General features: G+C 48.2%; 20 protein-coding genes. 17 read left to right on the forward strand and 3 right to left on the reverse strand.

What is annotated here, in order from left to right; genetic code table 11:
- Positions 1–6: 6 nt before the first annotated feature.
- Genes VN379_RS18525 through VN379_RS18560 form a run of 8 tightly spaced genes read left to right on the forward strand, consistent with a single transcriptional unit; the run spans position 7 to position 6,503 of the window.
- Positions 7–798: a flavoprotein gene (locus VN379_RS18525; protein WP_325536534.1), complete on the forward strand. Its 792-nt coding sequence runs from the start codon at positions 7–9 to the stop codon at positions 796–798.
- Between the two features lie 30 nt (positions 799–828).
- Positions 829–1,116: a EutN/CcmL family microcompartment protein gene (locus tag VN379_RS18530; protein ID WP_325536536.1), complete on the forward strand. Its 288-nt coding sequence runs from the start codon at positions 829–831 to the stop codon at positions 1,114–1,116.
- A 6-nt stretch (positions 1,117–1,122) separates the two neighbouring features.
- Positions 1,123–2,103, forward strand: a complete 981-nt coding sequence (locus tag VN379_RS18535; protein WP_325536538.1) for a cob(I)yrinic acid a,c-diamide adenosyltransferase — start codon at positions 1,123–1,125, stop codon at positions 2,101–2,103.
- Between the two features lie 12 nt (positions 2,104–2,115).
- Positions 2,116–3,552, forward strand: a complete 1,437-nt coding sequence (locus VN379_RS18540) for an aldehyde dehydrogenase family protein (protein ID WP_325536540.1) — start codon at positions 2,116–2,118, stop codon at positions 3,550–3,552.
- Between the two features lie 33 nt (positions 3,553–3,585).
- On the forward strand, positions 3,586–4,917 hold the full coding sequence (locus VN379_RS18545) for a 4Fe-4S dicluster domain-containing protein (RefSeq protein WP_325536542.1): 1,332 nt from the start codon (positions 3,586–3,588) through the stop codon (positions 4,915–4,917).
- 19 nt (positions 4,918–4,936) lie between these two features.
- Positions 4,937–5,488: a BMC domain-containing protein gene (locus VN379_RS18550; RefSeq protein WP_325536544.1), complete on the forward strand. Its 552-nt coding sequence runs from the start codon at positions 4,937–4,939 to the stop codon at positions 5,486–5,488.
- A gap of 36 nt (positions 5,489–5,524) precedes the next feature.
- A complete protein-coding gene (locus VN379_RS18555; protein WP_325536546.1) occupies positions 5,525–6,295 on the forward strand; it encodes a hypothetical protein in 771 nt (256 codons plus the stop codon).
- Positions 6,296–6,332: 37 nt separating this feature from the next.
- The gene (locus VN379_RS18560; RefSeq protein ID WP_325536548.1) at positions 6,333–6,503 is read left to right on the forward strand and encodes a hypothetical protein; all 171 of its coding nucleotides are present in this window, start codon (positions 6,333–6,335) and stop codon (positions 6,501–6,503) included.
- A gap of 111 nt (positions 6,504–6,614) precedes the next feature.
- Here VN379_RS18560 and VN379_RS18565 read toward each other — a convergent pair whose 3' ends face one another.
- Entirely contained in the window at positions 6,615–7,622 is a 1,008-nt protein-coding gene (locus tag VN379_RS18565; protein ID WP_325536550.1) for a methyl-accepting chemotaxis protein, read from the reverse strand.
- A gap of 162 nt (positions 7,623–7,784) precedes the next feature.
- A complete protein-coding gene (locus VN379_RS18570) occupies positions 7,785–8,774 on the reverse strand; it encodes an asparaginase (protein ID WP_325536552.1) in 990 nt (329 codons plus the stop codon).
- A 236-nt stretch (positions 8,775–9,010) separates the two neighbouring features.
- Here VN379_RS18570 and VN379_RS18575 point away from each other — a divergent pair, with 236 nt between their 5' ends.
- Together VN379_RS18575 and VN379_RS18580 are read left to right on the forward strand one after the other, a co-directional pair.
- Positions 9,011–9,790, forward strand: a complete 780-nt coding sequence (locus VN379_RS18575) for a hypothetical protein (protein WP_325536554.1) — start codon at positions 9,011–9,013, stop codon at positions 9,788–9,790.
- A gap of 96 nt (positions 9,791–9,886) precedes the next feature.
- Positions 9,887–10,744 carry a YitT family protein gene (locus tag VN379_RS18580; RefSeq protein WP_325536556.1) on the forward strand — a complete coding sequence of 286 codons (858 nt, stop codon included), beginning with the start codon at positions 9,887–9,889 and terminating at the stop codon, positions 10,742–10,744.
- Between the two features lie 86 nt (positions 10,745–10,830).
- Here the strand turns inward: VN379_RS18580 and VN379_RS18585 are convergent, their stop codons facing one another.
- Positions 10,831–11,583 carry an exodeoxyribonuclease III gene (locus VN379_RS18585; protein ID WP_325536558.1) on the reverse strand — a complete coding sequence of 251 codons (753 nt, stop codon included), beginning with the start codon at positions 11,581–11,583 and terminating at the stop codon, positions 10,831–10,833.
- Positions 11,584–11,784: 201 nt separating this feature from the next.
- On the opposite strand from VN379_RS18585, the gene VN379_RS18590 reads away from it, so the two are divergent.
- The 7 genes from VN379_RS18590 (at position 11,785) to VN379_RS18620 (ending at position 18,447) form a co-directional block, all read left to right on the forward strand.
- Positions 11,785–12,126, forward strand: coding sequence for a DUF3870 domain-containing protein (locus VN379_RS18590; RefSeq protein ID WP_325536560.1), 342 nt, complete (start codon positions 11,785–11,787; stop codon positions 12,124–12,126).
- Positions 12,127–12,413: 287 nt separating this feature from the next.
- Positions 12,414–13,505, forward strand: coding sequence for a dipeptide epimerase (locus tag VN379_RS18595; protein ID WP_325536562.1), 1,092 nt, complete (start codon positions 12,414–12,416; stop codon positions 13,503–13,505).
- 68 nt (positions 13,506–13,573) lie between these two features.
- Positions 13,574–14,950, forward strand: a complete 1,377-nt coding sequence (dcuC, locus tag VN379_RS18600) for a C4-dicarboxylate transporter DcuC (protein WP_325536564.1) — start codon at positions 13,574–13,576, stop codon at positions 14,948–14,950.
- Between the two features lie 223 nt (positions 14,951–15,173).
- A complete protein-coding gene (locus VN379_RS18605) occupies positions 15,174–15,746 on the forward strand; it encodes a chromate transporter (RefSeq protein WP_325536566.1) in 573 nt (190 codons plus the stop codon).
- Between the two features lie 2 nt (positions 15,747–15,748).
- The gene (locus VN379_RS18610; protein WP_325536568.1) at positions 15,749–16,321 is read left to right on the forward strand and encodes a chromate transporter; all 573 of its coding nucleotides are present in this window, start codon (positions 15,749–15,751) and stop codon (positions 16,319–16,321) included.
- A 96-nt stretch (positions 16,322–16,417) separates the two neighbouring features.
- The gene (rocF, locus tag VN379_RS18615) at positions 16,418–17,329 is read left to right on the forward strand and encodes an arginase (protein WP_325536570.1); all 912 of its coding nucleotides are present in this window, start codon (positions 16,418–16,420) and stop codon (positions 17,327–17,329) included.
- A 155-nt stretch (positions 17,330–17,484) separates the two neighbouring features.
- Complete coding sequence (locus tag VN379_RS18620) at positions 17,485–18,447, forward strand: DMT family transporter (RefSeq protein ID WP_325536572.1); 963 nt, start codon at positions 17,485–17,487, stop codon at positions 18,445–18,447.
- Positions 18,448–18,530: the final 83 nt, after the last annotated feature.

Genomic DNA, 18,530 nt, shown 5'->3' on the forward strand with positions numbered 1-18,530 from the left:
ACTAGCGTGGACAATGAAAAAATTGTAGAGACAGTTACAGCGGAGGTTTTGCGCCAGTTAAGTATTATTAGCGGTAATATGCCGGCTCACCCTGGCGGTTCGCTCTACAAAGCACTCGCTATCTTTACCGGTGGGACGATTGGGTTTGAGGCAGGCTTGCTACAGTTGACGCATATTCAAAGCCTGAATACCGGGCTCACTGTCGTGCTTTCCGCGGCTGCTGAAAAGATTCTGGATACAGACCGCATCAGGCAAGCACTTGGCAGCAATACTTCCGTTCTTACCAGTACCTCTCCCTATCCGGGGCCGGCACTGCGGGCCGCAGACATTGTGCTTATTCCGGTATTAACCCAGAACTCTGCCGCAAAGCTTGCAAATACTCTGGCTGATTCGATGGTACTCACCCTGATCCTGCAGGCGCTCATGCTGGGAAAACCGGTAATTGCGGCAACAAACGCAGCCGATCCTGACGATAACCGGCGCGGCGAAAAGAACATGTCGAATTTGTTGCCGGCGCTGCGGGAGGCCCTGCAGGCAAACCTGAAAAAAATTGCAACCTATGGGATCAAACTCACTCCGGTAGAAAATCTGGCTGCCGCCGCGCAGCAAGCCCTGGCTAAAGAAATAAAACCATATGCACAGGATAAGCTGGCTAAAAAAAGGGTTCTTCATGCCGAGTCGGTTAAAGGCGCTGTGAATAGCGGGACAAAAACAATTGTGATTACCCAAGGCACAATTGTAACCCCGCTGGCCCGTGATATTGCCCGGGCATTAAAAGTGGAGATTGTTGTCAAATGAGCTAGGCAATGACTAGCCGCAGGAAGGAAGATGGCGATGTGGGTAGGAAAGGTAATTGGTACCCTGGTGGCTACGCCCAAAGACGATAGTCTGACAGGCAGTAAACTCTTAATCGTCCAGCCGCTCCGCAGCAAGCGTGGTGCCGGCGAGCCGATTGTCGCAATCGACGCAATCGGTTCCGGGACAGGCGAAACGGTGCTTGTTGTAAATGGCAGTGCAGCCCGCCATGTAACCGGCAATAGCAAGGCTGCCGTGGATGCGGCCATTATCGGGATTATCGACAGTATGGAGATCAATAAGGATTTACTTGAGGAGTAGGTACACATGAAGGTGTATACAAAAACTGGCGATAAAGGTCAGACCAGCCTGCTGAGCAAAGAACGGGTTTTTAAAGATAATATCAGGGTACAGGCCTACGGGACTGTGGATGAGGCTAATGCTGCGATGGGCTTGGCTAAATCCCTGACGGCTAAGGAATGGGCAGCGGCGATTATCCATAAAATCCAGCAGGAATTAATTGGTTTAAACGCCGATTTAGCCACAGCAGAGCCGGAAAACAGTGATAACTACCGGATTACTACCAGCCATGTAGAAGGCTTGGAGAAGATTATTGACAGCTTAGAGCAACGCCGTATCCCTCAACCGTATTTTGTCACACCAGGGGACACGCCGGCCAGTGCAGCCATGGATTTAGCCCGAACCATCGTGCGGCGGGCAGAACGGTGTGTTGTCGCGTTAAAGCGGCAGGAGCCGGTGACCGCACCGGTACAGCTATATCTAAACCGTTTATCGGACTTATTATTTGTATTGGCCAGATGTAATGAACAGGAAGAGCTGGTTGAAAGGGTTACCAGTCAGGTGCAGGCAGTTCTTCAGGGATCACCGGAAATCAAAAGTCAGGCTGCTGAGCAGCCGCTGTTAAACAAAGCCAGGCGCGGCATCGCGGCGGCTGAGAACAAGGCCCGTGAAATAGGGGTTCCCATGGTCATCGCCGTGGTGGACAGTGGCGGCAATCTGGTTGCCCAGGAACGGATGGATAACGCGCTGCTGGCAAGCATCGCACTTGCCCTGGACAAGGCCTATACCGCAGTGGCTTTGAAAATGCCGACAGAACAGGCAGCGATAGTTGCTGTCCCCGGCCAGCAGCTATTTGGTATCAATACCACCAACAGTGGCCGCCTGGTTATATTCGGCGGTGGTCTGCCCATCTATGAGCAGGGACTGTTGATCGGCGGAATCGGGGTAAGTGGTGGGTCTGTTGAGCAGGATATGGTGGTAGCTCAGGCTGGTTTGTCAGCTATATAAAGGAGGAAAACAATGAATATTGACCAAAACCTTATTTCCCGGATTACGGCCGAAGTGATGGCCAGAGTTCAGCAGCAAGGCAATCATGGTTCGGGAAATAGCGGGATTTTTAATACAATTGATGAAGCTGTGTCTGCCGCTCATACTGCGCAAAAACAGCTGAGAAAGTTAACCATTGAAAAACGGGAAGGGTTAATCAGCGCCATGCGGGAGGCTGCCTATGCCAGCGCTGCGATGTTAGCCGAAATGGCTGTACAGGAATCAGGGATGGGGCGTGTATCTGACAAGGTTCTTAAGAATCAGCTTGCCGCCCGTAACACCCCGGGGACGGAGGATCTTCGCACCGAGGCCTGGAGCGGGGATACCGGACTAACGCTGATTGAGATGGGGCCATTTGGCGTAATCGGGGCCATAACGCCTACAACCAATCCCTCAGAAACTGTTATCTCAAATTGCATAGGCATGATTGCCGCCGGGAACTCGGTAGTATTCAGCCCGCATCCGACAGCCAAAAATACCTCGCTTACCGCAATTAGACTCTTAAATGAGGCAATTATCAAAGCCGGGGGCCCTGCCAACCTGTTAACGGCGGTAGCAGAACCCTCATTAGCGGCCACGAATGCCATGATGGTACATCCTCAGATTAACATGCTGGTCGCAACAGGCGGCCCGGCTGTGGTCAAGGCTGTTATGTCCTCAGGGAAAAAGGCGATTGGCGCCGGTGCCGGCAATCCGCCGGTTATTGTCGATGAAAGTGCCAATATTGAACGGGCTGCCCGTGATATTATGGCAGGCTGTTCCTTTGATAACAATCTACCCTGCATTGCTGAAAAAGAAGCCATTGTTGTCAGTGCCGTTGCTGACCGGCTGATTACTTTTATGCAAAAATATGGCGGGTATTTAATCTCCGGGCAGGATATTGAACGGCTGGAACGGGTGATTCTGACCGAAAAAGAAGAACTTGCGGCCAGCGGCTGTACGGAAAAACCCAAGAAAACATTCGGCGTTAATAAGAATTTTGTGGGTAAAGATGCCAAATATATAATAAAACAGATTGGCATTGATGTACCTGACGATATCCGGGTCATTATTTGTGAAACCGCAGCAGATCATCCCTTCGTGCTGGAGGAACTGATGATGCCGGTACTGCCGGTCATCCGGGTGAGAAATGTGGAGGAAGCCATACAATTGGCGGTCAGTGTTGAGCATGGCAATCGTCATACCGCGGTCATGCATTCCCAAAGTGTCGATAATCTGACCCGTTTTGCCAAGGCGGTAGAAACAACGATTTTCGTAAAGAATGCGCCGTCCTATGCCGGCATCGGCGTCGGCGGGGAGGGTTTTACCACCTTCACCATTGCCGGACCTACCGGCGAGGGCCTAACCTCGGCCCGCAGCTTTACCCGTCAGCGCCGCTGTGTTCTTGTTGATGCACTTTCGATCGTATGAGGGGTTTAATCCTAATGGGAAGCAGGTGCAGTCATGCGTGACAGGATTGTTGCTGCCGTTAAGGCAGCCGGTGTCGTCGGTGCCGGTGGTGCCGGGTTTCCAACACATATCAAGGTTAACGCAGATGCTGAAATCGTCATTGTGAATGGCGCTGAGTGCGAGCCTTTGCTTAGGGCTCACCAGAATATTATGGTGAGCGAGAGTGCCAAACTCATTCTGGGGCTGCAAACCGTAATGCTGGCCACCGGGGCCAGGCGCGGCTATATCGGGATAAAACGTAAATATGAGGCTGCAATCGCTAAACTGCAAACAGAACTACAGCAGATGAACGCCACAGACATTGAACTGTTTTTCATACCTGACATGTATCCGGCCGGTGATGAACAGGTGCTTGTCCATGAGGTTACCGGCCGGATTGTGCCTGAGGGCGGCATTCCCCTGCATGTCGGCGTCGTTGTGGCTAATGTTGAAACCCTGGTCAATGTAGCGCTGGCGCTGGAAGGCCAGCCTGTTATCGAAAAATATGTTACAGTCACAGGTGCTGCCCGGCATCCCCTTACAGTACGCGTACCGATTGGGATGGCGGTAGGCGAGGTAATCCAACTGGCAGGGGGCTCTACAGTCAGTGACTTTGCGATTATCGATGGCGGACCGATGATGGGCCGGATTATCCCTGCTGACTCAGTTATTACTAAAACAACCGGCGGGCTTATCTTGCTGCCTGAAGGGCATTCACTGGTGGTGCAAAAAAGAACACCCTGGCCGGTTATTGCCAATCGGGCCAAAGCGGTGTGCTGCAACTGCCGGGCCTGCACAGATGTGTGTCCCCGCTACCTGTTGGGTCATAGATTAGAACCGCACCGGATTATGCAGGCAATTGGCAGCGGGCAAATGAATGAGACCGAGGTGCTTGCCAAAGCATTTCTCTGTTCGGAATGTGGTGCCTGTGAGACCTACGGCTGCACGATGGGGTTATCACCCCGGCGGGTTAATGCTGAACTTAAGCAGCAATTTGGCAAGGCCGGCCTTAAAAACCCCAATACTATGAAACCTCAGCATGCTCAGCTAGGCAGGGAGAACCGGCGTATTCCAACCAAGCGGCTGCTGTACCGTCTGGGGCTGGAACAATATGATGTGAAAGCGCCGCTGCGTCTGGAACCGGTGACCACAGCTCAGGTAAAACTGTTATTGTCGCAGCACATCGGGGCACCCTCGCAGCCGGTTGTTGAGGTTGGCACAAGGGTCAATAAGGGGGATATCGTCGCCGTTATTCCTGCGGGCGCGGCGCTGGGGGCCACCCTTCATGCCAGTATTTCCGGACAAGTATATAATATTGACACTTGGATAGGTATTCGTGCAGTGTAATTAGCCAGGGAGGATAACAATGAAACACTCGATAGGAATCATGGAAGTCAAAAATATCGCTAAAGGCTTCTTAGTTGCCGATGCTATGCTAAAGGCAGCAAACGTAGAGCTCATTATGGCTAATTCCTTATGCCCCGGCAAGTATATTATCATGATTGCCGGGGATGTAGGCGGGGTGCAGAACGCCGTACGCAGCGGCCGGGCTGCAGGCGGCTCGGAGAATATAGTTGATGAAACAGTGCTGCCTAATATCCATAAGGACATCTTTAAGGCTTTAACAGGCAGTACAGATGTTAAGAATATCAAAGCATTGGGAATTATCGAAACTTATTCTGTGGCATCTGCCATTGTTGCAGCCGACACCGCGGCAAAAGCCGCGGCGATTGAATTGCTGGAGGTTCGTTTGGCCCGCGGTATGGGGGGGAAGGCGGTCATTTCCCTGACCGGAGAGGTTGGGGCAGTCAACTCGGCTGTTCGCGCTGGCGTCAGTGCCATCCAGGAGCATGGATTTCTGGTGGATCATCTGGTCCTGGCGGCGCCGCATCAGTCTTTACACAAAGCATTATTCTAACCCGGTTGCTTATTAAACTAAAGGAGGTTGAGCTACATGTTTTCTGCAGTTGAAATAGCGGCTGCATTCGGCGGCGGGATCCTCGGCGCGGCAATCGGTGCGTTGCCGGCATTCATTATGGCAGGTGTCCTGGTTCTGGCTAACATGACAGATCTGGCATTCGGACCTTATTTCGGTCCCCATATTGCTTTTGCCGGCGGCGTTGCGGCGACTGCGTTTGCCGGGAAGCGCGGGCTGGAGGCCGGGAATAATATTTTAATGCCGCTGGCCAAATTTAATGATGGCTATATCCTGCTGGTTGGTGGAATATTTGGGGCTGCCGGGCTGGTTGTCCAGAAGCTGCTTGCCGGTATGGGCACGCCAACCGATACAGTTGCTCTCACAGTTGCCCTGTCAGGTATTATTGCCAGGCTTGTTTTTGGTAATGGCAAACTATTTGGCGGTTACGCCATGCCTGATAGCAGGACTGTTGTATTTCTGATTGTTTTAGGCTTAGGTGTAGGGTTAATCTCAGGTTATGCCTCGCTTGTTACCAAAAATGCTGTAATCGGGTTTGGGGTTGCTGCAACTACCCTGATTTTTCTTCAGTTCATGGGTGTTGGACCGGTAACCCATCATTTGGCGCTGCCGGCAGCTCTGGCAGCTATGGCAACAGGCAGCATCTGGGCAGGTGGCTTATTCGGGGTACTGGGTGCTCTCCTGGGAGACTTTTTTGGTAAAACCATGAACAGTGGCGATACCCATGTTGATCCGCCGGCCTTAACAATTGCACTGCTGACATTGATTGTTACGCTCTTTATGTCGTGACTACACGTAGTACCGGGACAGCTTAGGAGGGGATTCTATGACTCAATATCATGTGAAGGAATCAGAGAATACAGGGGATGGTTTTAAATGTACAGCCTGCGGCCATATCTGGACAACAAAGGATACGAAATTTGATAAATGCCCGGCCTGTGGCTATGCCTGTAATCCGTATGCCTGCCAGATAAGGCCTGTACCCAAAAAAGATTAATTGTCAGCAGGCTGCTAGAGAAATACCCCGGACTTACGGAAAAGTAAGTCCGGGGTATTTGACATAGGCTTATAAAAAAAATAATTCCAGGATGCATGGGTTAGATAATTATTAGATAATCTCACTGATTATGGCAGACCAGTTCTTACCCTTATAGGCATTGTACCCGCGTGTACGGGCATAGCCATAAATCTTGGTATTGCCACGACTGTCTTTCTCCAGGGTATAACCGTAGGTAGCGCCTTGCATCGCACGCTGAGCCGCTTCCAGGTTTTTCAGGTTATCTGTTAGAATACCCTTGCGGCTTGGACAGGCGATAACATAGCCGTCCTTGTTGATGATCGCTACATCTCCCTGCTTACCGATACGGGCTGAATCCAGAATATCATAAATGTATTCCCAGTTAAACCGGGATGAAAAATAGCCGATAATCTCACCGGCATCACTGCGGACAGGGCAGGAATAGGCTACTGTATGGCGTTTTTCTACTGAGGAAAAATAAAGATCAGTGACAGAGATGGTTTTAGCGGCCTTAACCTCCTGAAACCAACTCCTGTCAGACATCTTTTCGCCAATCAGTTCACGGCGTATACCGGCCGCTACTATTGTGCCTTGGGCATCAAGTACATATAAATCAAAATAGACTTCGTAAATCTCAACAAGTGTTTTCAATAAGGTGTTAGCCTGTTCAATATGGTTAGCGGCGGTTGACGATAAGGCATTTTTTACCTGTGAGAAACCGGCCCAGGCCTGGGCATCACAATTGCGTTCAAAGAGATTGCGGTCAATCTTGTCGATTGTGTCATAAGCTACATCGGCTGTTCGCACCGCCATGACTTCATTTGCTTTGGACTGGATGTTTTCAATAATGATGGTACTCTCTTTTGTAGCGGCAAAGCTGCGGGTGGCTAACTTTTTAATCTCGTCGGCGACAACGCCAAAGCCCCGTCCGGCCTCGCCGGCTCTTGCTGCTTCGATCGCTGAGTTTAATGACAGCAGGTTGGTTTGTTGAGCAATTTGCTGGATTGTACTAATTACCTTGCTCATGGCATTATTAGCATCTTTTAGTTCAGCAAGCAGAATGGATGCGTCAATAATATTGTTGTTATCATCAGACATATGTTCTCCCCCTCAAAGAAAGATGCCTGCCTGTGTCCCCCACTGGCAGGCATCTTCGCCATACATATTACATTGTAAGGGTAATGGAATTGTCAGTCAAGCTATATAACTATCTTAACAGCTAATTACCGAAGTAGTAAATGAAGCCCAAATGATAATCTGCTAGTAGGTCCAAAACATGTTTTGTATCTCATCCGGGTTGTTCGTCTTCATTAAGGCCAGCATAAGCAGAATTCTGGCTTTCTGCGGGCTAAGGGTATCAGCTACTAAGAAGTGATATTGGTCATCATTTAAAGCCCCGTTGCGGGTGACTATACCATTGCAGACCCTGCTGCCACGCACCACTACAATGCCCTGACGCTGAATGGCGCTAAAGACATTCTGCATGTGCTGCGACATATTGCCATTGCCAAGCCCGGCATACACCAGGCCTTGGGCACCTGCCGCCACAGCAGCGCAGGCCAGGGTACCGCTATCATCAACATGCCCGTAGATAATCTCAACCTGCGGCAGTTTGGTAATACCGATAATATCAAACTCGGTTAGATAGGTATGTTTACGTGTCGGCATACGATAGAAATGAGGCTGGTTATCGACAATATACCCCAGGTAGCCCAGCTCAGGGGCCTTAAAGGTGTCCTGGAGTGCAGTGTTCGTTTTGGTCACATCACGACTGCAATTTATGGTATCGTTTAATGCAACAAGTACCCCTTTTCCCCAGGCGGATGGGCTTGCTGCCAGGATGATGGCATTATAGAGATTCATGGGACCGTCAGGGCTTATCGCGGTTGACGGGCGCATGGCTCCTACCAGTACTACCGGCTTTTGACTTTTGATGACTAAATTTAAGAAATAGGCAGTTTCCTCAAGGGTGTCTGTTCCGTGGGTTACAACAACCCCGTCAACAGCCTGTTGTTGCAGCAAGGTGTTGATACGGTCAGCCAGTTGAAGCCAGACAGCATGGCTCATATCGGCACTGTCAATCTGTATGAGTTGCTCACAGGTGATCGTTGCCGTGCTGTGTATTGAACCAATTTGGTTTAATATCTCGTCAATTGGCACTATGGCCGGTTGGTAGCTGACAGTATCTGTTGGAAAGTGAGATACCCCGGCAATCGTTCCGCCGGTCGCAAGTACTGTAATATTTTTCATACCGACCACCCTTCCACTGAGTAATCCACTATAATATAACATATAATCCCAGGCTGTTATATACTTTTCAGCGAAGAACAACGCATTATATTAAATTTGTGTCTTAATTAGGTGTGGGAGTATTGTCCGGAATCAAAGTGCTTGAATGACTGAATAGTTTTCTTATCGGTTTAGTTGCAGGTTTTTTGCCTAGCAGGGGATAATTGGGGAATAATAACCCAAGTGGAGGTGTTGATATGCATTCAGAAAGAGCGTTTATTGTCATAACCCCTTATGAATCAAGGCGGTTAATTGCCAAAGCGGTTGTTCAGCTCCCCGAGATCAAAGCGGCCTTAACAAATGGCTGGATTGTTGTGGCAACAGGCAGTACCAACGGTTATGTTGCGGAAGAGCTGCTCGGTGCTCCCCTGATTAAAGAGAATTTCATTTCAGGGCACATAACGCTGGGAGAAACGTGGAACACCCCGGATAATCCGGATTATATCTTTCCAATTGTGTTGCACAAGGGCGTTCGTAAGGATATCAGAGCCGAGCAGGCGCTTGAACTATTTTCTGACAAGGACGTTTTTATAAAAGGGGCAAATGCGGTTGACAGTCAATTCAATGCAGCCGTTTTTATGGCACATCAGGCGGGAGGGACAATTGGTTCGGCCTTAGGCACCATATATGCCCGCGGAGCGCGGCTAATAATGCCTGTAAGCCTGGAAAAAATGATCCCCAGCATAGCCGAAGCCGTAAAACACAGCGGTAATAAGAGCTACACATATAGCACCGGCAGCCCAATCGGGATGATGCCGATTATCAATGCAGTGGTGGTCACTGAGATCCAGGCCCTAAGTACGCTGTTCGGGGTTCAGGTTTACCATATTGGCTCAGGGGGCATTGCCGGCTCGGAAGGTTCAGTCGTAGTAATCATTGAGGGTGAAGCGGAAAAAGTCAAGCAGGCATTTGAATTTGTACAGGCAATTAAAGGCGAAAAACCCCTGTTGCGGCCCAATGGCACACCCAATCAGTAGTTTTCGTATTATTTGCAAAAAGTGAGCAGGAAATAGCGTTAGGAGTGAAGAAAATAACTATTTATAACGGAAAAAACAATTAATGGGAGGTTATACATGCCGAAAAAAAATCAAACTGTAAAGAATGTTAAGAAGTATGCAATGCTTTTCTTTGGGGCCATCATAACGGCGGTAGGTTTGGAAATCTTTCTCGTTCCTAACAATATTATTGACGGGGGGATTGTGGGACTGTCCATTATGGCCAGCCATTTGTCAGGATTACCGCTAAGCCTGTTCCTGGTGCTGCTCAATTTACCATTTTTATATCTGGGATACGTCCAGATCGGTAAAACGTTTGCCATATCGACGCTTTTTTCTATCCTGTCTTTATCCTATTGGGTATCAGTTTTTCATCCCATACCAGGCTTAACCAATGATTTGTTTTTGGCAGCGGTCTTCGGGGGGATTATTATCGGGATAGGCGTCGGACTAATTATTCGTTATGGCGGCTCGCTTGACGGGACAGAGATTGTTGCCATTATACTGGATAAGCGCACAAGTTTTTCAGTGGGCGAAATCATCATGTTCTTCAATCTGTTCATCCTCACAAGTGCCGGACTTGTGTTTACCTGGGATAAGGCCATGTATTCCCTTGTTGCCTATTTTATCGCCTTTAAGGTGATTGATGTAGTCATTGAGGGGTTGGATGAATCGAAGGCTGTCATGATTGTATCTGATAGACCGGACGAAATTGCCGATGCACTGATGGCCCGTTTAGGCAGGGGGGTTACTGTCCTGCATGGTGAGGGCGGGTATACGAAGGAACGCAAGGATGTCCTGTATTCTGTCATTACAAGGCTTGAGATGGCTAAGCTAAAGTCCATCATCGACGAGATTGATGAGGGTGCCTTTGTTACAATTAACGATGTCCATGAGGTAATGGGCGGAAGGTTCAAGAAGAAAGCAATTCATTAGAGCCCTGTATCAATGTCGACCACGCAAAGGTACTGTGCCGAAACGCTAGTTTCAGCACAGTACCTTTTTGTGGTCGACAATATTTATTAGGATAATTCCAGGCCAATGGGACAATGATCGCTGCCCATAACGTCAGGATAAATGAATGCATCCTTAATCGATGCTGTCAGCCTGTTGGAAAGGATAAAGTAGTCAATACGCCAGCCAATGTTACGGGCTCTGGCGTTCATCATATAGGACCACCAGGTATAGGCATCGCTTTTCTCTGGGTATAAAGACCGGAAAGAGTCGGTAAATCCGGATGCAAGCAAGACTGTCATATTATTTCTTTCCTCATCAGTAAAGCCGGCGTTCTTCCGGTTTGCCTTAGGATTCTTAATATCGATTTCTTCGTGGGCCACATTGAGATCACCACACATAATGACAGGCTTTATTCTATCAAGATGTAATAGATAGTCTCTGAAATCATTTTCCCATTTGATCCGGTAATCCAGCCGCATAAGCCCGCGCTGCGAATTAGGAGTATATACATTGACAAGAAAAAATTGATCAAACTCCAGGGTGATGATCCGGCCCTCCTGATCATGTTCAGCTATATTCATGCCACAGGTAACTGCCCGTGGTTTTATCCGGGTGAAAATAGCAGTGCCGGAATAGCCCTTCTTCACAGCACTGTTCCAGTACTCGTCATATCCGGCCAAAACCAGCTCTGACTGGTCTTGCTGCATTTTAGTTTCCTGAACACAAAAGATATCGGCATCAGCACTGGCGAAAAAATCCTCAAATCCCTTACCCAGACAGGCTCTCAGCCCGTTTACATTCCAAGATATAAGCTTCATAGGTACCCCTCTTTCTTACAGATAATGCTCGTGAAGTTATTCCCTGCAGGCTGCTTATTTTCCTGCCTTGTAGATAACCCGGCCACATTCAGTCACAAGAGACAACCGTATGGAAATGTTGAAAATAAGAAAAATGGCGAGAGGAATATAATCATTTTTCTCGAATATTACATTTATTAAGAACCTAGATGGAGAATCGAGATGTTTGCAGAGAATACCATCTATATAGTCGGTAATGCCAAGTCCCAGCAGAATAATCCGATTACTCACCATTATGGACAGTTTTTTATTGGTTTTGTGGTGGAGCGGGAAACCGGTAAGATTGTAGCTTGTGGCAGCTCGGCGATGGTTTCAACCACCGCTGAATTTATCTGTAGTTTGTTTGCCGGGAGAAGTTTGCAGGAAGAGTTTGAAACTGTTAAGCAGCAGGTTGAGTCCCGTTATTTCGGTTCATCTCAAAAAGCTATTTTGGTTGCTTATAAAGATGCTCAAAAGAAGTTCTTTCGCATAATGAATGGCATGCCTCTTGACCTAAATGATTAAATACCTATAAAGGGCTGCTTTGTTTACCGGACGCTTGTTAAAACACGCTCGCGTAGACGTAGATAAAATCCAGCATGATACACCTTCTGCATAGAGGGTTTATTATGCTGGATTTTTAAAGTCTTGCACCACCCGCCTGCGCCTGCAAACTTCATTAATGAGGAATATATAGCAACGCCGGTTTCATCTGGCGCAGAGGCTCGGCGCAAGCCATATTTTCTTTAAATTATGTGGGCTTGTTTATGCCGGATTGATTATAAAATAGAGGATAAAGGAGATGGCTACATATGAAGATTACAGCGATTAGAATTGGCAAGGTGAGCATTCCGTTAAAGAAACCCTTTAAGACAGCCCTGCGGCAGGTTAATTCAGCTGAGGATATTATCATTAAGATGATTGCTGATACCGGGGAAACCGGCTTTGGGAATGCGCCGCCAACTGCCGTGATTACCGGGGACAGTCAGGATTCGGTCATTGCCGCCATTCGCGATACAATTGGCCCCCGGTTAATCGGCATGGATGTTGACAACCTGGAAGGAATCATGACAACAATTGATGGTGCAATGCTGCACAATAGCTCGGCAAAAGCGGCACTGGACATTGCTGTGTATGACCTGTTTGGCAAACGGCACGGTATCCCGCTATATAAATTGTTAGGTGGTTACCGTAATGTGATTACAACCGATTTAACGATTAGTGTCAATGCCCCGGAAGAGATGGTACAGGACTCGCTGGAGGCAGTGGCGGCAGGTTATACAGAACTGAAGCTTAAAGTAGGCACAGATGCGGCTCTTGATATTAAAAGGGTGCAAGCCATCCGCGCTGCTGTCGGTTATGATGTAAAGATACGGCTTGATGCCAATCAGGGCTGGAGTCCCAAGGAAGCTGTCCGGACTATCCGCAAATTTGAGGATATGGGACTGGATATTGAATTGATTGAACAACCGGTAAAGGCCCATGATTTCAGTGGGCTCAAATATGTCACAGAACATGTTGAAACTGATATTATGGCAGATGAGGCGGCTTTTGGTGTTTATGAGGTGTTTCAGTTACTGGCTATGCAAGCCTGTGATTTGATTAATATCAAATTGATGAAAGCAGGCGGCCTGCATAATGCGATCAAAATTGCCCATTTTGCCGAGACCATGGGTGTTAAGTGTATGATGGGCTGCATGCTGGAGAGCAAGGTGGGAATTACAGCGGCGGCAAGTCTTGCCGGCGGCAAGGTGATTGTTGATAAATCAGATCTGGATGCGGCTGTGCTGTTGGCCCAGGATCCGGTTGTCGGCGGCGTAAGCTTTTCCAAGAACCAGATAATTATCCCTGATGCGCCGGGTTTGGGCATTACCGACATACAAGGCTGGCAAGAAATTAAGTAAGGAAGAGGAATAAGGGGGTGCTGTTAAAGGATATATATGTACAGGTAAAGCTGATGTAATGCAAAAAAATGGAGGTAGAAAAAGTGGGTATTATAATTTCTTTACTCGTGACTTTTTGGGTCGGTTATCTGATCGTCAAAAAGTATAAGCCGCAGCCTGTTTTGTTTATGGCTGGTTTAATTCTCATGTTTGTAGCAGTTGCCCTTGGCCTTGGCAAGATTCTGCCGGTCAAAGACAGCACCGGTTCAGTACTTTTTGATGCATTCGAATTTATCAAACAGACAATGAGCTCCCGGGCAGCCGGACTTGGTCTGAATATTATGGCTGTGGGTGGCTTTGCCCGCTACATGGATCATATCGGGGCCAGTAAGGCCCTGGTTAAATTGACAATTAAGCCGCTATTGGCACTCCGGTCGCCTTATTTGGTGATGGCAGGGGCCTGGGTGTTAGGCATGCTTTTAGGATTGTGCATCAACAGTGCCTCCGGTCTGGCAATGCTGCTGATGGTAACTGTGTTCCCGGTGCTGATCAGCCTGGGGGTCAGCCGGTTGTCGGCAACTGCGGTTATCGCCACAACCCTTTGTCTTGACTGGAGCCCCAGTGACACCGGGACCATCCTGTCGGCTACGACTGCCGGCATTGATCCGGTTCTTTACTGGACCAACTACCAGATTCCTATTGCTATTGCTGTTATACCGGTTGTAGCGGTGCTCCATTATTTCACGCAAAAATGGTTTGATAAAAGGGATGGCCATGTAGTTCAGGCTACAGAGTTAGTAGCCGCAGAGGCAGATGACAATATGCCGCCGATGATTTATGCAATATTGCCGGCCTTGCCTTTAGTGCTAATTCTGATTTTTAGCAGTCTCTGGATTTCCTGGATTAAGATGGATATTATTAAAGCGATGTTTATTGGTGTGGCGATTGGTATGATCTTTGAGTATGTCCGTTTTCGGGATGGAAAAAAAGTTTTTGCCGACATACAATCGTTCTTTGACGGCCTGGGGCTGCAGATGGCCAATGTTATTACGCTGATTGTCGCCGGTGAAACCTTTGCCAAAGGACTCATGACGATTGGCACGATTGACGCTATCATTGCCTCCGCCCAGTCTTCAGGATTTGGTGCAGCCGGCATGATTCTGGTTATGGTAGGTATCATCGCAGTGGCATCAGTTGTTATGGGTTCAGGCAATGCGCCGTTTTTTGCCTTTGCCGCATTAACCCCCACTGTTGCGGCCAAAATGTCGGTGGCACCGGTGGTGATGCTGCTGCCGATGCATTTTGCGGCAAGTGCCGCCCGGGCAATCTCTCCCATTACTGCTGTTATTGTGGTTTCGTCAAGCATGGGTGGTGTATCGCCGTTTGATGTTGTTAAGCGGACCGCAATTCCAATGGCCGGGGCTTTGATTGTAATCATCGCCGCAAATTTCTTTTTATTCTACTAGTCTATATATCCCATAGTAAAGATTTTGGCTGACGCAGGCGGGTGGCGTGTTATCAACACACCACCCGCCTGCAATATTTTAATGCTTTGTAGATAAAAAAAGCCTGATCCCCCTGTCTAAACAATAGGGCGGTTCAGGCTTTTTCTGGTATAATTAGGTAAAGAAGTAAGCGTTAGCCTATAAAGTAAGCACACAAATAAGGTTGTTTCTGTATTGGGGGCGGATGATGGAGTACAAGTGCCGGCTCACTGACTTGTTTTTGGTGTTTTTTAAAATTGGTGCTTTTTCGTTTGGCGGAGGCTATGCAATGATGCCTGTTATCGAACGTGAGGTTGTAGACCACAAGCAGTGGATTGCTTCAGAGCAGATCACTGATATATTTGCTGTAACCGGTTGTCTCCCCGGTGCCGTCGGGATTAATGCCGCCGCTTTCATTGGGTACAAACTAAGGGGAATTCCAGGGGCCATTATAGCGGTATGTGGCAATCTGCTGCCCCCGGGCATCATTGTATTAGCTTTGTCTATGCTGCTATTGAAGGATAAAAATAACCCGCTGTTTGCAGCAGCTTTTTCCGGCATACGGCCAACCGTGGTAGGGTTCATTCTGTGGGCGGCTTACAAGACCGGTAAAACCTCACTTCAGAACAGGTGTGCGAAAGTTTTGTGTCTAGTGGCAGGGCTTGCTTGTATTTTGGTGGCTGAAGCAACAATCCCGGTCATCCTGGCCGGTGGGATCATTGGTTATGTGCTGCAGGTAGTTATAAAGTGTGAGTTTGCTTTGCGCAAGGAGAAATGATGATGTCCTATCAGTTATTTCTTATTTTCTTTAAAATCTCATTACTATGCTTTGGCGGCGGGTATGTTATGATCCCGATTATGCTGGAAGCGATTGGGCGCCACCGCTGGCTGGCGACTCAGGATATGACAGATACGATAGCAATAGCCGCAATGTCCCCCGGGCCTGTAGCAGTCAATGCCGCACTTGGCCTTGGTTATCAGATACATGGTTTTGCAGGGGCGGCGGCAGCCTTCTTGGGTATTTTGATACCCTGTGTATTGCTGGTAGTTCTTGCAGCAGCCTATTTTTTCAAATGCAATTCACATCCTGCTGCTCAAGGCGTTTTGTATGGGCTTAAGGCCGTTATTCCGGGTATTATCTTTGTTGCAGCCTTGAAGATGGCCAGCGAGAATGGTATAATCTTCTCGGCGCATGGAATTGGAAATGGAGTAAATATTGCAATTTCGTCATGGAATTTTGAGATAAAGAGCATAATGATTATGGGTTTGTCATTAGTATTGCTGATTAAGACGAATATACCGCCGATTTTTCTTATCATTGCCTCTGGATTATGTGGTTTGGCACTATTCTAAGCAAATAATAAACTATATATTCCGCTTTTGCCAACACACCACCCGCCTGCAAAACTTTAATGCGTTGTATATAGTGATGAAAGGGGACACCCCCACATGAATCCGACAATTAATAACCTTATTTCGATTATCGGTGTACCACTGGATCTCGGGGCTGACCGCCGCGGCGTCGATATGGGGCCTAGTGCTATCCGTTATGCCAAGGTACGGGAAAAACTCCAGGAGCTTGGTTATGACATTGACGACCGGGGCGATATTTTGCCTAACAGGCCAGATTCCTGCTATGTGGACGGAAGCAAACTAAAGTACCTGGATGAGATTGAAAGGGTTAATACTGAGTTGTGCCAGCGAGTTGCTGAGGAAATGAGAAAAGGCCGTTTTCCGTTAGTGCTGGGAGGCGATCACAGTATTGCGATCGGGACAATGTCCGGCGTGCTGCAGCATAAAAAGAAGCTAGGCGTTCTCTGGTTTGATGCTCATGGCGACATTAATACTGCTGAGACATCACCCACAGGTAATATTCACGGCATGCCGGTAGCGGTGAGCTTCGGGCTGGGCCATGAACGGCTGACCGGGGTAGGCGGTCAGGATGTAAAACTTGACCCACACAAATTTGTGATGATTGGTGTGCGCGACCTGGACCGGGGGGAAAAAGTACTCCTGAGAGAACTTGGTGTTACCGTGTACACGATGCATGAGGTTGACATCCTGGGCATGGCCAAGGTGATGGAAGAGGCCATCCGGATTGTGTCAACAGGCACAGAGGGCGTTCATGTGAGCTTTGATATGGATGTCATGGATCCAATCTATGCGCCAGGGGTCGGCACCCCGGTATTGGGTGGGCTGACATACCGTGAAAGCCATTTGGCCATGGAGTTGCTTTCGTCGGCTAATATTGTGACAAGCGCTGAGTTTGTAGAGGTCAATACAGTGCTGGATAATCGCAATCAAACAGCGAAAGTTGCAGTGGCCCTGATGGGATCTTTATTGGGCGAACGGGTGTTATAATACAGTTATTTAGGCATAGACAAACAGGACCGCCGTTAGAGCGCAGTCCTGTTTTAATTTTATCTAGGAATTTTGCAGGAATTTGCTATAATTTTGGTAAACAGTAACAGGCAGTTAGTCAAGTATCGCACTGAACAGTAAAGGCAGGTTGGTATATGAAGCAGGAAAGGGTAAGCCGGATGATCGGGATTGGTTGTGTAAATTTGGCCACGTTACTCTGGGCCTCCAATATGGTATTAGGGCGTTTGTTGAAAGATTCTATTGGGCCGATTACGATTTCCAGCGCCAGATTTCTTATCGCGTCACTTATATTTGCGATAATCCTCCGGCAACAACCGCCGGCAGAACGGCAGGTTGGCAAGGACTGGCGGCTGCTGGCTGCGATGGCCCTGACTGGAATCGTGCTTTTTTCACCGGTCCTGTATTGGGGACTACACTACACGACAGCCGTCAATAGTACTATTATTAATGGCTTAGCACCGCTGCTGACCGGCCTCTTTGCAACCTGGCTTATCAAAGAGCCTATGTCCAAGCGGCAGATTGGCGGCGCCATACTTGCCTTGATTGGCGTATTGTATTTGATTTCAGGTGGATCTTTAGCCTTTTGGCAGACAGCGCAGTTTAACAGGGGGGACCTTATTATCCTGATTGCAGTTGCCATCTGGGGCCTTTATTCTGTTATTAGCAGCAGGGTTTTGCGATATCGTTCTTCAATATCTGCTACGGCTTTGTCAATGTTTATCGGTTTGCCGGTGCTTTGCCTGCTGGCCATCGAGGAATTGCAACGGATTCCTGTCATTATTGATGCCAGATTAATCTTGCTTACTGTTTATTTAGGCATTGTTCCTGCGGCTATCGGATTCTACGCCTGGAATGCGGGGGTCGCCCGCCTTGGTCCAAGCGGCGCCATGGTTTTCTATAATACGCTGCCCCTGTATGGGGCATTACTGGGTGCTTTATTTTTAGATGAAGCAATCGGATTCCCTCACATCATCGGCGGCTTGCTCATTGTTAGTGGCGGTATCTGGGCAGCGTGTAAGCAGCCGGCAGTTCGCAGTCACAAGCTGGTTGCCGGAAAAACATCAAATCTAAATGGGAAAAATAACAATAATGACTAAATTTTAGTTGCCTCCAGCAATAAATTAACACTTATTGAAATTATTTAGAAACAATTGACATCTGGAGAAGAACAGTAGTATAA

Origin of the sequence: Sporomusa sp. (genome assembly GCF_035561255.1) — a bacterium.
Taxonomy (GTDB): Bacteria; Bacillota; Negativicutes; order Sporomusales; family Sporomusaceae; genus Sporomusa.

Bases quoted from the DNA above. Each gene is read 5' to 3' on its own strand.
- VN379_RS18605 (WP_325536566.1), top strand. From the start codon at position 15,174: ATGATGGAGTACAAGTGCCGGCTCACTGACTTGTTTTTGGTGTTTTTT.
- VN379_RS18550 (WP_325536544.1), top strand. From the start codon at position 4,937: ATGAAACACTCGATAGGAATCATGGAAGTCAAAAATATCGCTAAAGGC.
- VN379_RS18620 (WP_325536572.1), top strand. From the start codon at position 17,485: ATGAAGCAGGAAAGGGTAAGCCGGATGATCGGGATTGGTTGTGTAAAT.
- VN379_RS18610 (WP_325536568.1), top strand. From the start codon at position 15,749: ATGTCCTATCAGTTATTTCTTATTTTCTTTAAAATCTCATTACTATGC.
- VN379_RS18560 (WP_325536548.1), top strand. From the start codon at position 6,333: ATGACTCAATATCATGTGAAGGAATCAGAGAATACAGGGGATGGTTTT.
- VN379_RS18595 (WP_325536562.1), top strand. From the start codon at position 12,414: ATGAAGATTACAGCGATTAGAATTGGCAAGGTGAGCATTCCGTTAAAG.
- VN379_RS18580 (WP_325536556.1), top strand. From the start codon at position 9,887: ATGCCGAAAAAAAATCAAACTGTAAAGAATGTTAAGAAGTATGCAATG.
- VN379_RS18570 (WP_325536552.1), bottom strand. From the start codon at position 8,774: ATGAAAAATATTACAGTACTTGCGACCGGCGGAACGATTGCCGGGGTA.
- VN379_RS18585 (WP_325536558.1), bottom strand. From the start codon at position 11,583: ATGAAGCTTATATCTTGGAATGTAAACGGGCTGAGAGCCTGTCTGGGT.
- VN379_RS18540 (WP_325536540.1), top strand. From the start codon at position 2,116: ATGAATATTGACCAAAACCTTATTTCCCGGATTACGGCCGAAGTGATG.
- VN379_RS18590 (WP_325536560.1), top strand. From the start codon at position 11,785: ATGTTTGCAGAGAATACCATCTATATAGTCGGTAATGCCAAGTCCCAG.
- VN379_RS18555 (WP_325536546.1), top strand. From the start codon at position 5,525: ATGTTTTCTGCAGTTGAAATAGCGGCTGCATTCGGCGGCGGGATCCTC.
- VN379_RS18565 (WP_325536550.1), bottom strand. From the start codon at position 7,622: ATGTCTGATGATAACAACAATATTATTGACGCATCCATTCTGCTTGCT.
- dcuC (WP_325536564.1), top strand. From the start codon at position 13,574: ATGGAGGTAGAAAAAGTGGGTATTATAATTTCTTTACTCGTGACTTTT.
- rocF (WP_325536570.1), top strand. From the start codon at position 16,418: ATGAATCCGACAATTAATAACCTTATTTCGATTATCGGTGTACCACTG.
- VN379_RS18575 (WP_325536554.1), top strand. From the start codon at position 9,011: ATGCATTCAGAAAGAGCGTTTATTGTCATAACCCCTTATGAATCAAGG.
- VN379_RS18530 (WP_325536536.1), top strand. From the start codon at position 829: ATGGCGATGTGGGTAGGAAAGGTAATTGGTACCCTGGTGGCTACGCCC.
- VN379_RS18535 (WP_325536538.1), top strand. From the start codon at position 1,123: ATGAAGGTGTATACAAAAACTGGCGATAAAGGTCAGACCAGCCTGCTG.
- VN379_RS18545 (WP_325536542.1), top strand. From the start codon at position 3,586: ATGCGTGACAGGATTGTTGCTGCCGTTAAGGCAGCCGGTGTCGTCGGT.